At 66.8% G+C, this 12,308-nt stretch carries 13 protein-coding genes; 10 read left to right on the top strand and 3 right to left on the bottom strand.

Features of this window, described 5'->3' with window-relative positions:
• The first annotated feature begins 7 nt into the window (after positions 1 to 7).
• The 4 genes from CXR42_RS14980 (at position 8) to CXR42_RS14965 (ending at position 4,486) form a co-directional block, all read left to right on the top strand.
• Positions 8 to 1,177 carry an MFS transporter gene (locus CXR42_RS14980; RefSeq protein ID WP_103258392.1) on the top strand — a complete coding sequence of 390 codons (1,170 nt, stop codon included), beginning with the start codon at positions 8 to 10 and terminating at the stop codon, positions 1,175 to 1,177.
• Between the two features lie 91 nt (positions 1,178 to 1,268).
• On the top strand, positions 1,269 to 2,291 hold the full coding sequence (locus CXR42_RS14975) for an aspartate-semialdehyde dehydrogenase (RefSeq protein WP_103258391.1): 1,023 nt from the start codon (positions 1,269 to 1,271) through the stop codon (positions 2,289 to 2,291).
• 36 nt (positions 2,292 to 2,327) lie between these two features.
• A complete protein-coding gene (locus CXR42_RS14970) occupies positions 2,328 to 2,765 on the top strand; it encodes a hypothetical protein (RefSeq protein ID WP_103258390.1) in 438 nt (145 codons plus the stop codon).
• Positions 2,766 to 2,869: 104 nt separating this feature from the next.
• Positions 2,870 to 4,486 carry a DUF4139 domain-containing protein gene (locus CXR42_RS14965; RefSeq protein WP_103258389.1) on the top strand — a complete coding sequence of 539 codons (1,617 nt, stop codon included), beginning with the start codon at positions 2,870 to 2,872 and terminating at the stop codon, positions 4,484 to 4,486.
• 121 nt (positions 4,487 to 4,607) lie between these two features.
• Here the strand turns inward: CXR42_RS14965 and CXR42_RS14960 are convergent, their stop codons facing one another.
• On the bottom strand, positions 4,608 to 5,255 hold the full coding sequence (locus CXR42_RS14960) for a carbonic anhydrase (RefSeq protein ID WP_103258388.1): 648 nt from the start codon (positions 5,253 to 5,255) through the stop codon (positions 4,608 to 4,610).
• Positions 5,256 to 5,402: 147 nt separating this feature from the next.
• On the opposite strand from CXR42_RS14960, the gene CXR42_RS14955 reads away from it, so the two are divergent.
• The 3 genes from CXR42_RS14955 to CXR42_RS14945 all read left to right on the top strand — a co-directional run bounded on the left by CXR42_RS14955 (position 5,403) and on the right by CXR42_RS14945 (position 8,261).
• Positions 5,403 to 5,783 carry a hypothetical protein gene (locus CXR42_RS14955; RefSeq protein ID WP_103258387.1) on the top strand — a complete coding sequence of 127 codons (381 nt, stop codon included), beginning with the start codon at positions 5,403 to 5,405 and terminating at the stop codon, positions 5,781 to 5,783.
• A 228-nt stretch (positions 5,784 to 6,011) separates the two neighbouring features.
• Positions 6,012 to 7,403: a leucyl aminopeptidase family protein gene (locus tag CXR42_RS14950; protein ID WP_103258386.1), complete on the top strand. Its 1,392-nt coding sequence runs from the start codon at positions 6,012 to 6,014 to the stop codon at positions 7,401 to 7,403.
• Positions 7,404 to 7,445: 42 nt separating this feature from the next.
• Entirely contained in the window at positions 7,446 to 8,261 is an 816-nt protein-coding gene (locus CXR42_RS14945; protein ID WP_103258385.1) for a C40 family peptidase, read from the top strand.
• Positions 8,262 to 8,348: 87 nt separating this feature from the next.
• Here CXR42_RS14945 and CXR42_RS14940 read toward each other — a convergent pair whose 3' ends face one another.
• Positions 8,349 to 8,693, bottom strand: coding sequence for a DUF2794 domain-containing protein (locus CXR42_RS14940; protein ID WP_103258384.1), 345 nt, complete (start codon positions 8,691 to 8,693; stop codon positions 8,349 to 8,351).
• A 30-nt stretch (positions 8,694 to 8,723) separates the two neighbouring features.
• Positions 8,724 to 9,716 (bottom strand): asparaginase, encoded by a 993-nt coding sequence (locus CXR42_RS14935; protein ID WP_103258383.1) that lies wholly within the window; start codon positions 9,714 to 9,716, stop codon positions 8,724 to 8,726.
• A gap of 158 nt (positions 9,717 to 9,874) precedes the next feature.
• On the opposite strand from CXR42_RS14935, the gene CXR42_RS14930 reads away from it, so the two are divergent.
• The 3 genes from CXR42_RS14930 to CXR42_RS14920 all read left to right on the top strand — a co-directional run bounded on the left by CXR42_RS14930 (position 9,875) and on the right by CXR42_RS14920 (position 12,306).
• Positions 9,875 to 10,390 (top strand): invasion associated locus B family protein, encoded by a 516-nt coding sequence (locus tag CXR42_RS14930; RefSeq protein ID WP_103258382.1) that lies wholly within the window; start codon positions 9,875 to 9,877, stop codon positions 10,388 to 10,390.
• Positions 10,391 to 10,512: 122 nt separating this feature from the next.
• The gene (gene rlmN / locus CXR42_RS14925; protein ID WP_103258381.1) at positions 10,513 to 11,685 is read left to right on the top strand and encodes a dual-specificity RNA methyltransferase RlmN; all 1,173 of its coding nucleotides are present in this window, start codon (positions 10,513 to 10,515) and stop codon (positions 11,683 to 11,685) included.
• 75 nt (positions 11,686 to 11,760) lie between these two features.
• Positions 11,761 to 12,306, top strand: a complete 546-nt coding sequence (locus tag CXR42_RS14920; protein WP_245875461.1) for a DUF4142 domain-containing protein — start codon at positions 11,761 to 11,763, stop codon at positions 12,304 to 12,306.
• Positions 12,307 to 12,308 lie beyond the last annotated feature (2 nt).

Below are 12,308 nucleotides of genomic sequence, written 5' to 3'. Positions count from 1 at the left end.
CTGCCCCATGCGCATCGGCATCGCCGCTCTTGTCCTCGCCTATGTTCTAAGCCAGTTCTACCGCGCTTTTCTGGCGGTGATGTCGCCGGTGCTGACGGCCGACCTGGGCGTCACGGCGGCCGAGCTGGCCTCGGCCTCGGGGTGGTGGTTCCTGACCTTTGCCGCGATGCAGATCCCCATCGGGGCCTGGCTGGACAAGGTGGGGCCGCGGCTGACCTCGGGGCTGCTTCTGGCTGTGGGGGCCGCGGGGGCGGTGCTGTTTTCGCAGGCCACCGGGGCCTTGCAGATCAAGCTGGCGATGGCGCTGATCGGCATCGGCTGCGCGCCAGTGCTGATGGCCGGCTATTTCATCTTCGCGCGCAGTTACTCGCCGGCCGTGTTCGGCACGCTGGCCGCGCTGATGCTGGGGGTGGGGACCTTGGGCAACGTGGCCTCGTCGCTGCCCCTGTCCTGGGCCGTGACGGCCTTTGGCTGGCGCGAGACGGTGCTGGGCATCGCGGTGCTGACCGGGGCGGTGGCGCTGGCGATCCTGCTGCTGGTGCGCGACCCCGAGCGGTTGGAGGGCGCGCAGGGCGGGTCCTTGCTGGAACTGCTGAAGATGCCGGTCCTCTGGCCGATCCTGGTGATGATGATGGTCTGCTATGCCCCCATCGCCGGGTTGCGCGGGCTGTGGATCGGGCCCTACTTCGCCGATGTCCACGGGGCGACGCAATCGGGGATCGGCGAGATCAGCCTGTGGGTCGGCCTTGCAATGGTGGCCGGGAACTTCGCCTATGGCCCGCTGGACCGCTGGCTTGGCCGCCGCAAGGCGCTGGTGGTCGTGGGCAACGCGCTGACGTTGGCGTGTCTGTTCGGGTTGTGGTGGTTCGCCGCCGCCCCGCCGCTGGTCGGGACGGCGATCCTGGTTGCCGCCGGCTTCTTCGGCGCAAGCTTCCCCATCGTGCTGGCGCATGGCCGGTCCTTTGTCCCGCCGCATCTGACCGGGCGGGGGGTGACGCTGCTGAACTTCTTCGGCATCGCCCCCATCGGCATCGCCCAGATCGTCACCGGCCGCATCCACGCCGCGACGCCGCCCACGCCCCCCGCTGCCCCCTATGAGGCGGTGTTCCTGTTCTTCGCCGTGGCCACCGCCATCGGCCTGGCCGTCTACCTTCTGTCACAGGACCGGCCCCACTGACGCCGCCCCGGACGAATCCGCTTTCCCCGGCCCGGCCCATAGGCTAACAGCCGCCCGTCCCGAGGTCCGGGACGGACAAAGGAGAACCCCGATGGGCTACAAGGTCGTCGTCGCGGGTGCCACGGGCAACGTGGGCCGCGAAATGCTGAACATCCTCGCCGAGCGCGAGTTCCCGGTCGATGAGATCGTCGCGCTGGCGTCGCGAAAATCGCTCGGCACTGAGGTCAGCTTTGGCGACAAGACTCTCAAGACCAAGGACCTGGACACTTTCGATTTCACCGGCTGGGACATCGCGCTTTTCGCCGTGGGGTCCGAGGCGACCAAGCTTTACGCGCCCAAGGCCGCCGCGGCCGGTTGCGTGGTGATCGACAACTCGTCGCTCTACCGCTACGATCCGGAAATCCCGCTGATCGTGCCGGAAGTGAACGCCGACGCGATCCACATGTACAAGAACAAGAACATCATCGCGAACCCCAACTGCAGTACCGCGCAGATGGTTGTCGCGCTGAAGCCCTTGCATGACCGCGCGAAGATCAAGCGCGTCGTCGTCTCGACCTACCAGTCGGTTTCGGGCGCCGGCAAGGAAGGCATGGACGAGCTGTGGGAGCAGACCAAGGCGGTCTACAACCCGGTCAAGGAAGTGCCGCCGCAGAAATTCTCCAAGCAGATCGCCTTCAACGTGATCCCGCATATCGACGTCTTCCTGGACTCGGGCGAGACCAAGGAAGAATGGAAGATGGTGGCCGAGACGAAAAAGATCCTCGACCCCTCGATCAAGGTCACCGCGACCTGCGTCCGGGTGCCGGTGTTCGTCGGCCATTCCGAGGCGATCAACATCGAGACCGAGGAATTCCTGGACTGGCAGGAAGCCCAGGACATCCTGCGCGAAAGCCCCGGCATCATGCTGGTCGACAAGCGTGAACCCGGTGGCTACATCACGCCCATCGAATGCGTGGGCGAGTTTGCCACCTATGTCTCCCGCGTGCGGCAGGACAGCACCATCGACAACGGGCTGAACCTGTGGTGCGTCAGCGACAACCTGCGCAAGGGCGCGGCGCTGAACGCGGTGCAGATCGCGGAACTTCTCGGTTCCAAGGTGCTAAAGAAGGGCTAAGCCTTTCTTAACCGATCCATGGAAGGGTCTTGGTCCATGGCCGAGACCCTTTTCCATTGCGATGACGTGTTGTGGCAGCGGTTCACCGCGCTGTGCCGGGCGCGGGATGAAACCCCCGGCGCGGTCTTGCGCGACCTGATCCGGTTGGAAGTGAAGCGCGCCGCCAGCCGCTCAGCGAGGAGTGACGAAGTCATCGACGAGCGGCTCCTCGTGCGACTTCGTCTCCTCGTCGCAGAGGCCCTTGCCGCTTCGGAAAGCTGGGGCCAGCTGCAAGTGGAGCTGGGCGACCGTGGCCTGCGGTTCATCCCCTCGGGTGGCGGTCTCCTCCTTGCTGACGCCGCCACCGGCGCAGCCGTGGCCAAGTCCAGCCAGGTCGGCCCGGCCTACCTCGACCTGGTCCGCCGCTTTGGCGCGGGCTTTCCCGGCCATCCCCGACCTGGCCTTGCCACCCAGGCCCTGGCCCGCACAGGCTGAGACGCAGGCCACCAGCCCGGGCTTGGGCAGGGGTTTCCTGCCTTGCGCCGCTGGTTCCCGCAGCCCTAGTCTGCCGCCTGCATTCCCTGTGAAAGGCCTTTGCCATGCGCGCGCTTCTTGCCCTTCTTCTGGCCACCACGGCCCTGCCGGCCCTGTCCGACACGATCACCGCAGCCAGCCGGATCACCGCCGTCACCGTCTACCCGGACGGCGCGAAACTGACGCGCGAGGTGACCTTCACCGCCCCCGCCGCCGGCCGGCACGAGTTGCTGGTCGCCGACCTGCCCGTCGGCAGCGAGGCCGGGCTGATCCAGCTTGCCCCCGGCGCGGGCGTGCAGCTTGGCGCCTTCAACCTGCGCAGCGACCGGCTTCCCCCGCGTGAGGACCCGCTGACCCCCGATCAAGCCGCCGCGAAAGCCACGGTCGAAGAGTTGGAAGCCGCCGAACGCCAGGCCCTTCTGGCACTGGAAGCGGTGCAGGCCCGGGTCGAGGCCGCCGAGGCGCAGGCGCGCTTCCTGTCCTCGTTCACCGGTGCCCTGCCCGAGGCCGCGACGCCCGAGACGATCAAGGCCATGGCCGCCATGATCGGGGCCGAGACGCTGGCCGTCCGGCAATCCGCCCTTGCCGCCCGGGCCGACCTCTTCCCGGCCGAAACGGCGCTGAAGGAGGCGCAAGAGGCGCTGGCCAAGGCCCGGGCCGCCTATGACGCGCTGCCCTCAGCGGATATGGACTATGTCGCGCTGGCGGCGGATGTGTCGGTCGAGGCCGGTGAGCATAGTGTCACGATCACCCAATATGTCGCCGACGCCGGTTGGCGGCCGTTCTACGACCTGGACCTGACCCGGCAGGGCGGTGCGGCGCTGGCTTTCAACCGCTCGGTCCTGGTGACGCAGTATACGGGTGAGGACTGGTCGGACGTGGCGTTGACCCTGTCCTCCTCGGCCCCCGCCCAGCAGGCGGCACCGTCGGTCCTTTGGCCCGAACTGCGCCGGATCGAGCCGGAACGCGAGGCCGAGGATGCGATGGCCCGGGCCGACTTTGGCGCCGCGCCCGAGCTGGTGTTGGAGGCGGCCCCCGCCCCGATCACCGCTGCGGCGGCGATCGAAGGTGACACGGTGGTCTATCTTTACCCCGATGCGGTGACCGTCGCCTCGGGGTCCGAGGACCTGCGGCTGGCGCTGGACAGCCTTGCCTTCACCCCGGTCGTCGAGGCGGTCGCCGTGCCGCGGCTGGACCGCACGGCCTTCGTCTCGGCCAGTTTCACCAATGCCAGCGACGAGCCGCTGCTTCCTGGCGAGGCGATGCTGTACCGCGAAGGCGTGCTGGTCGGGACCGCCTGGCTGGACACCATTGCGCCGGGCGAGGAAGTGGACGTGGGCTTTGGCGCGCTGGAGACGCTGCGGCTGAAGCGCGAGATGCCCAAGCGGGCCAGCGGCGAGACGGGGGTGTTCACGACCTCGAACGAGCAAAGCGAAAGCGCGGTAATCACGGTGGAGAACACCGGAACCGAGGCCTGGCCGGTGCGGCTTCTGGACCTGGTGCCCTATTCCGAACAGGACGATCTGGAAGTCGAGATCCTGGCGACCCCGGAACCGACCGAGACCAACGTCGAAGGCCAGCGCGGCATCCTGGCCTGGGAGTTCGACCTGGCGGCCGGCGGCAAGCAGACGATCACGCTTGAGCATCGGCTTAGCTGGCCCGAGGGGATGGACCTGCGTTAAGGCACGGGCGTAGGGTGGGCGATATCGCCCACCTTACATCCCGACAGGGTTGACCAACGGTTAATGCCCGCAGGCAACCCGTTGAAATCGCCTCGGTCCGCCGGTCCGACCAGCGTGGACATCAGACCGGCGCAAAGCTTCCCCGCGTCGGATCGTACTGCTCCAGCCCGCCTTCGCCGGTGTCGGTCCACAGGCCATGCAGGGTCAGCCGGTCACCCTCGACCGCGGTTTTCACGAAGGGGAAGGTCAGAAGGTTTTCCAGGCTGGTCAGCACCGCCTGCTTCTCCAGCGCCGGCAGGATCTGGTCGTCCGGTAGGCCCGCCACCTTCTGGAACCCCGGCCGCAGGATATCCATCCACCGCCCGACGAAGCTGGTCTTTTCCTCCAGATGCGGCGCATGCCCCCGGCACATGTCGTGGCACCCCTTCACGCCCCCGCAGTTCGAATGTCCCAACACCACGATATGCGCGACCCCCAGCCCCGTGACCGCATATTCCACCGCCGCCGAGGTCCCGTGATACTCGCCGTCCGGGTTGTAGGGCGGCACCAGGTTGGCGACGTTGCGGTGGATGAAGAACTCCCCCTCATCCGCGCCGAAGATCGAGGTGACATGCACCCGGCTGTCGCAGCACGAGATCACCATCGCCCGCGGATGCTGCCCGCTTTCGGCCAGTCGGCGATACCAGGCGCGGTTGTCCTGATAGGTCGTCGCGCGCCAGCCATGAAAACGCTGCACCAGATAGGCGGGCAGGGGGCGGATATGGGTCATGCTTGGTCCTCGGCTACCCGCTGGCTATGCGGCATTCGCGGAAAATTCGAAAGGCAAAATCCGTCACGGTCTCTCCGGGGGCAACCCTTTCTTCAGCATGAGCGCGCAGGATCGCCGACGGGTTGTGTTGGATTTTGGGTGATCCGAATGGGACAAGTGACGGCTCTCAGGCCGCGCGAGGTGGTGCGCCAGGATGTCGAGGCGATTGCGGTGATCTACCGCAATCTGGGCGCGCCGGTGGCCGAGCAGATGGTGACGCGGGCGCTGGGTGAATTGGCGCTGACGATGGCGGGGATCGCGGAGAAGGTCCGCGCGCAAGAGCTGCGCGATCTGGCACACCAGCTGGGCCGGCTGCGCCGGCTGTCCGAGGATATGGGGCTGGTCAGCCTGGCCACGGTGGCGGGTGACGCGAAATACTGCCTGGAGAGGGCGGATGGCACGGCTTTTTCGGCCGTCTGGGCGCGGCTGCTGCGGGTGGCCGAACGCTCGCTGGCGCCCGACCACGGTACGGCCGATCTGTCCGGCTAGCGGGTCCTGCGCCCGACTCGCGACCGCCTGCGCATCCTTGGGCTGCGCGGGCGCGTCCGGTGCAACCGCGACGTGGGTTGCTGCGTCGCTTTTTCCGCATCAATGCGACGGGATTCCCCGATCCTTCAGGAATTGTTAGACCTTTCCGACGCAGGACTTGTCTGGCCTGCGCTTCCCTTGCACTAGAGGACCATCGCCGTGTCACGTTCCCAAGCCGCAGCCAATGCCATGACCTTCGCGCCTGCCTCTGCCTCTGTCCTTCCGCTGCATGTCCTGCGGCCCGAGGAGCTGGACGCCTTCCTGTCGGGGGCAGGCCGGTCCTGGGCCGACTGGCTGAAAGCCTCGCGCTTCGAGGCGGGGCTGGGCGAGTTGCGGTTGTTGCCCGGCCCCAAGGGCGGGGTTGTCGGGGCCGTTGCCGGCTATGGCACGGCCCAGGCCCGTCGCCGGTTGCGTTTCGGCTTGGCCAAGGTTGTAACGGCGTTGCCGGGCGGCGACTGGGTCTTGCAGGGCAGCCTTTCGCAGCCCGAGCGGGCCGAGGCCGCGCTTGGCTGGCTGCTGGCGGGCTATCGCTTCGATCGTTATCGCCCGGGCCGCAAGCCGGCCGACCTGCCGCGCCTGGTCTGCCCTGAGGGGGTGAACGCCGATCTGGTGACCGCGATGGCCGAAGGTGAGGCGCTGACCCGCGACCTGATCAACACGCCGGCGCAGGATATGGGGCCGGGGGAGCTGGAGGTTGTCCTGAACTCGCTGGCGCGCGGTTTCGGGGCCAAGGTCGCGGTCACCTCGGGCGATGCGCTTCTGGCGCGGAACTTCCCGATGATCCATGCGGTGGGCCGCGCCAGTCCGCGGGCACCGCGGCTTCTGGATATGACCTGGGGCGAAAGCGGGCCGAAGCTGACGCTGGTCGGCAAGGGGGTCTGCTTCGACACCGGGGGGCTGAACCTGAAGCCCTCGACCGGCATGAACCTGATGAAAAAGGACATGGGCGGCGCGGCCACGGTGATGGGCCTGGCGCAGATGATCATGGCGCTGAACCTGCCGGTGCGTCTGCGGGTGCTGATCCCGGCGGTCGAGAATGTGATCTCCGGCAATGCCTTGAAGCCGAAGGATATCCTGACCAGCCGCAAGGGCCTTACGGTCGAGGTGAACGACACTGACGCCGAGGGCCGGCTGGTCCTGGCGGATGCGCTGGCCTACGCCTGCGAGGACAAGCCCGACCTTCTGGTCAGCATGGCGACGCTGACCGGCGCGGCGCGGGTCGCGGTCGGGCCGGACCTGGCGCCCTATTACTGCGACGATGCCAGGATAGCGGCCGCGCTTGAGGCGGGGGCGGCCGAGGGGTTCGATCCGGTGTGGCGGATGCCATTCCACGACGCTTATGAAAGCGTGATCGAGCCGGGAATCGCCGATCTGGACAATGCGCCAGGCTTTGGCTTCGCCGGGTCGATCACCGCGGCACTGTTCCTGCGGCGCTTTGTCGATGTGCCGCGCTATGTGCATTTCGATATCTACGGCCATACGCCCAGCGACCAGCCAGCACGGCCGAAAGGCGCGTCCGGGCAGGGCGCGCGGGCGATCCTTGGGGCCTTGCCACAAGTGCTGGGGGTGACTGTAAGATAGGTTCGGGCCCGCGTGGCCCTTTGCGTTGGTGGGAGAGTAACGATGGACCGCAGGACAAGGGCCTTTTCCGGACGGGTGGCCCATGTCTCGATGGAGGGGCTGGTGCATGCCCCCCTGACCGAGGGTGATGTGGCGCAGGTCGTGCAGCCGCTGGCCGACTTGCGCGTGGCGCCTGATGGCGCGCGGGACCGGCAGCTTCTGATGGGCGACAAGGTCACGGTGATCGACCGCGACCAGGGCCATGCCTTCGTTCTGTCGGACAAGGACGGCTACTGCGGCTGGGTCGCCGAAACTGCGCTGGGCCAGGGGCCAGAGCCGACGCATTGGGTCGTCGCGCCCTCGACGCATCTTTATGAAGAACCTTCGGTCCAGGCGCAGGAGTTGATGTCGGTCAGCCTGGGCTCGCGGGTGACGGTGGTGGGGTCCTGGGGGGCCTGGGCCAGCACGCCCCTGGGTTACCTGCCGGTGGCGCATCTGCGGCCGATGGGACAATGGGCGCCGGATCCGGTCTATGTGGCCGAAAGCCTGCTGGGGACGCCCTATCTTTGGGGCGGAAACTCGCGCTTTGGGATCGATTGTTCGGGGCTCGTGCAGGTGGCGCTGCATGCGGCGGGCAAGCAATGCCCCGGCGACAGCGACATGCAGATGGCCGTCGGGCGGGCGCTGGGTGCCGATGACGTGATGCAACGCGGCGATCTGATCTTCTGGAAGGGCCACGTTGCAATGGTGGTGAACCCCGACGTGCTGATCCATGCCAACGGCCATACGATGTCGGTCAGCTATGAAGGCATCCGCGATGCAGTGGCGCGGATTTCCTCTGGCGGCGGCGGGTTGGTGCAAGCGCGGCAACGGCCCTGAACGGCTGGCTCGTCGAGCATTTCGTGCACTCCTCGCGCGGTTCCACCGACGAGGAGACGCAGTCGAACGAGGAGGCGGGCCCCAAGATCAGACCGGGCCGATCATCCGCTTTTCCAGGACTTTAAGCACCTGGTCCAGATCCTGGCCCCGGCGCAGGACGCGGCCGTCCATGCCGACGACAGCGTAAAGCCCCTGGCGGCTGCGCAGTTTCGGCCGCTTCTCGATCCGGTACAGTGGGGTTTCGGCCGTTCGGCGGAAAACGGCGAACACGGCCAGATCGCGCATCGCGGCGATGGCATAGTCGCGCCATTCGCCAGCCGCGACCATGCGGCCGTAGACACGCAGGATCTGGCCCAACTCGCGCCGGTCAAAGCTGACCTCTTCCGGCATGCGGGCCGATTGCGGAAAGGGGATCGGGGCTTCGGCGTTCATCCCGAAAGCTTACCCGCTTCGCCCTTCAAATCAACGGGGAAAGCCCGGAGCGACCCGGATCGTGCCGGTTTCCAGCCCACGCCAGTTGCGCTGCACGCCGCCCAGCCGCTTCTGCGCGGCCGGGTGTGCCGGGTCGAGGACGCCCGCCCGCACCAGAAGTGCGGTGATCGCCGCTTCAGAGCCCCGGGTGCCGCCGTCGACGATCTTCAGCGCAATGCCACGCTTTTGCTTGGGCAGGATGGCGACAAAGACGGCCTCGGCGCCGGTCTTGGCGACGGTATGGCCCATGGCGCGCATCAACTCGGTGCAGGCGCGGCCCTCGCCGGCCACGAGTTCGGGGTGGGTGGCCATGGCATGGGTCAGCCGGTGCATGGCGCGGGATCGGGCATCGCCATCCTCGCGCGCGGCGGCGAAGGCCTGCATGGCGCGGGCAAGGCCGGCGACGGTGACGGCGAAGTTCGGAGCCGAGCAGCCGTCGATGCCGTAGCCGGCGGCGGTTTCGCCGGTCACTTCTTCGGTCGCCTGGCGAATCGCGCGCTGCAGGGGGTGGTCGATCTCGACATACTCGGGCCCGGCGCCGAGGTGCCGGGTCACGGTCAGGAAGCCGCAATGCTTGCCCGAGCAGTTGTTGTGCAGCTGGCAGGGGCTTTCGTCGGTCTTGATCAGGCGGTTCCGCTCGTCCCGGTCGTAGGGTTCATGCGCGCCGCAGCGCAGGTCGGGTTCGGCAAGGCCGATCGTGGACAGCCAGTCACCGGCCATTCTCACGTGCCGCGCCTCGCCCTGGTGGCTGGCGCAGGCAAAGGCCAGATGCGCGGGGGTCAGGCCCACGGCATCGGCGGCGCCGGTCTCGACCAGGGGCAGGGCCTGGATCATCTTGCAGGAGGAGCGCGGGAAAATCACGGTAGAGGGATCGCCCCAGGCGGTCTCGATCCCGTCCGGTCCCCAGATCACAGCATGGCCGGCATGGGTGCTTTCCAGCAGGCCGCCGCGCCAGAGTTCGACCATCGGATAGGCTGCGGACATCGGCTTCCCCCGTAACATGTGCGCGAATTGTCGCCCATGGGGCTTTCGCGGATTGGTGTTTTTGGCTAAGGCTGGATTACCGGGTAGATGGGCGCCGCGCCAGTGAAAATGGCCAACCGGGCGCCACGCAACAAGACAGCTTGGAGGCTGCGTCAGACATGACTTCCCCTTTCGGTCGCGCGCTTGCGGTCGCCACCCTTTCGGCCTTGGGCCTTCCGGCCGTGGCACAGGAATCCACCAACCTCGTCGCCACGATGACGGATTGGAGCGTCTTTACGGAAGAAAGCCCCAAGGAATGCTGGGGTGTTTCCAAGCCGAAAGAGACGGTGAACACGCGTGAGGGCCAGCCGGTCAGCGTGCGGCGCGGGGACATCCTGTTCTTCGTCACGTTCCGCCCCGGCAAGCCGGGCGAGATCAGCTTTACCGGCGGATATCCGTTCGCTGGCGGGTCCACTGTGGACGTGGTGGTCGATGGCCAGACCTACAAGCTGTTCACGGACGGCGAATGGGCGTGGCCCGGCCCCGACGATGAAGCCAAGCTTCTGGCGGCGATGAAGGCCGGAAGTTCGGCCACGCTGACGGCGCGGTCCGGCAAGGGCACGCAGACCCAGGACACGTTCAGCCTGCGCGGCTTTACCGCCGCGATGGAAGACGCCGAGAAGCGCTGCTCGTAAGGGCAGGGAAAGCGGATAGGGCGCCCCCGTCGCGGGGCGCTTTTCTATTGGTGGGGAATCACCTATATCCGCCCGACATTCCAGATCGCCTGTGACAAGGCCCCAAGCAAGGATCTGCCGCCATGACCGCCCCGATCACGCAAGACGTGCTGACCATTCCGCGCAAGCTGCCCGCTTCGGACAAGGTGAACCTTGTCGGCCTGACCCGCGCCGCCCTGCGCGAGGCGCTGATCGCGGCGGGAACGCCGGAAAAGCAGGCCAAGATGCGGGTGGGGCAGGTCTGGCAGTGGGTCTATCACTGGGGCGTCCGCGATTTCGCGCTGATGACCAACCTGGCCAAGGACTATCGCGCGCTTCTGGCCGAGAATTTCACCATCGAGATCCCCGAGGTGGTGACCCGCCAGATCTCGACCGACGGCACCCGGAAGTATCTGGTGCGGATCGCCGGTGGGCATGAGGTCGAGGTGGTCTATATCCCCGAGACGGATCGTGGGACGCTGTGCATTTCCAGCCAGGTTGGCTGCACGCTGACCTGTTCGTTCTGCCACACTGGCACGCAAAAGCTGGTGCGCAACCTGACGGCGGCGGAAATCGTCGGGCAGGTGATGATGGCGCGGGACGATCTGGACGAATGGCCGGTTCCGGGGGCGCCGAAGGAAGAGGTGCGGCTGATCTCGAACATCGTGCTGATGGGGATGGGCGAGCCCTTGTACAACTTCGAGAACGTGCGCGACGCGATGCAGATCGTGATGGACGGCGAGGGGATCGCGCTGGGTCGCCGCCGGATCACGCTGTCCACGTCCGGCGTCGTGCCGGAAATCGCCCGCACTGCGACCGAGATCGGCTGCCAGCTTGCGATCAGCTTCCATGCGACCACGGATGAGGTCCGCGATGTGCTGGTCCCGATCAACAAACGCTGGAACATCGCCACGCTGCTTGAGGCGCTGAAGGCCTATCCTGGCCTGTCCAACAGCGAGCGGATCACGTTTGAATATGTGATGCTGGACGGGGTGAACGACACGAAAGAGGACGCGCACCGGCTGGTGAAGCTGCTGGAAGGCATCCCGGCCAAGGTGAACCTGATCCCGTTCAACGAATGGCCCGGCGCGCCCTACAAGCGGTCGTCGGGCAACCGCATCCACGCCTTTGCCGACATCATCTATCACGCCGGCTATGCCAGCCCGATCCGCACCCCGCGCGGCGAGGATATCATGGCCGCCTGTGGCCAGCTGAAATCCGCGACCGAGCGCGCCCGCAAGTCGAAGGCGCAGATCGCGGCGGAAGCGGGACTCTGACCACCTGGGGTCGGGGCAAGGAACATTCCTTTCGGCGCAGGGTTGGGTCCGTCCACAGTCAAAGGAGACGGGCCCATGAAACCCACCCCGATCGCGGCCATGGTCGCAGCCGTGCTTTGCCTTGGCGCGGGCAATCTTGCAGCACAGACCACCGAGGACGCTGCTCCGCCATCCGAAGAAGAGATGCAGGCCGCCATGACGACCCCGGCGGCCTTTGCGGAACGCGCGGCCTCGTCCAACCAGTTCGAGATCCAGTCGAGCCAACTGGCGCTGGAGGTCTCGCAGACCGACGCGGTGCGTGGCTTTGCCGAGATGATGGTTGCTGACCACCAGTCCGCCGGCGAGAAGATGAAAACAGCGGCCAGCGCCGAGGGCGTGGCCCCGGCCGAAACCCTGATGCCCGACCACCAGTCGCAGTTGGACAACCTGTCGGGTCTGTCGGCCGAAGAGTTCGACGCGGCCTATCTGGCGGCCCAACTTGCGGCGCATGTCGAGGCGGTGACCCTGTTCGAGGGCTATGCCAAACAGGGTCAGGATGGCGCGCTGAAAGAGTTCGCGGCCGAGACCCTGCCAAAGCTGCAAGATCACAAGGCCAAGGTGGAACCGCTGGCGCAGCAATAACG

The organism is Tabrizicola aquatica, from assembly GCF_002900975.1.
GTDB lineage: Bacteria > Pseudomonadota > Alphaproteobacteria > Rhodobacterales > Rhodobacteraceae > Tabrizicola > Tabrizicola aquatica.
This window is presented reverse-complemented; position numbering and strand designations above follow the sequence as displayed.

Bases quoted from the DNA above. Each gene is read 5' to 3' on its own strand.
- CXR42_RS14940 (WP_103258384.1), bottom strand. From the start codon at position 8,693: ATGAACGCCGAAGCCCCGATCCCCTTTCCGCAATCGGCCCGCATGCCG.
- CXR42_RS14960 (WP_103258388.1), bottom strand. From the start codon at position 5,255: ATGACCCATATCCGCCCCCTGCCCGCCTATCTGGTGCAGCGTTTTCAT.
- CXR42_RS14965 (WP_103258389.1), top strand. From the start codon at position 2,870: ATGCGCGCGCTTCTTGCCCTTCTTCTGGCCACCACGGCCCTGCCGGCC.
- CXR42_RS14935 (WP_103258383.1), bottom strand. From the start codon at position 9,716: ATGTCCGCAGCCTATCCGATGGTCGAACTCTGGCGCGGCGGCCTGCTG.
- rlmN (WP_103258381.1), top strand. From the start codon at position 10,513: ATGACCGCCCCGATCACGCAAGACGTGCTGACCATTCCGCGCAAGCTG.
- CXR42_RS14950 (WP_103258386.1), top strand. From the start codon at position 6,012: ATGACCTTCGCGCCTGCCTCTGCCTCTGTCCTTCCGCTGCATGTCCTG.
- CXR42_RS14920 (WP_245875461.1), top strand. From the start codon at position 11,761: ATGAAACCCACCCCGATCGCGGCCATGGTCGCAGCCGTGCTTTGCCTT.
- CXR42_RS14945 (WP_103258385.1), top strand. From the start codon at position 7,446: ATGGACCGCAGGACAAGGGCCTTTTCCGGACGGGTGGCCCATGTCTCG.
- CXR42_RS14970 (WP_103258390.1), top strand. From the start codon at position 2,328: ATGGCCGAGACCCTTTTCCATTGCGATGACGTGTTGTGGCAGCGGTTC.
- CXR42_RS14955 (WP_103258387.1), top strand. From the start codon at position 5,403: ATGGGACAAGTGACGGCTCTCAGGCCGCGCGAGGTGGTGCGCCAGGAT.
- CXR42_RS14980 (WP_103258392.1), top strand. From the start codon at position 8: ATGCGCATCGGCATCGCCGCTCTTGTCCTCGCCTATGTTCTAAGCCAG.
- CXR42_RS14930 (WP_103258382.1), top strand. From the start codon at position 9,875: ATGACTTCCCCTTTCGGTCGCGCGCTTGCGGTCGCCACCCTTTCGGCC.
- CXR42_RS14975 (WP_103258391.1), top strand. From the start codon at position 1,269: ATGGGCTACAAGGTCGTCGTCGCGGGTGCCACGGGCAACGTGGGCCGC.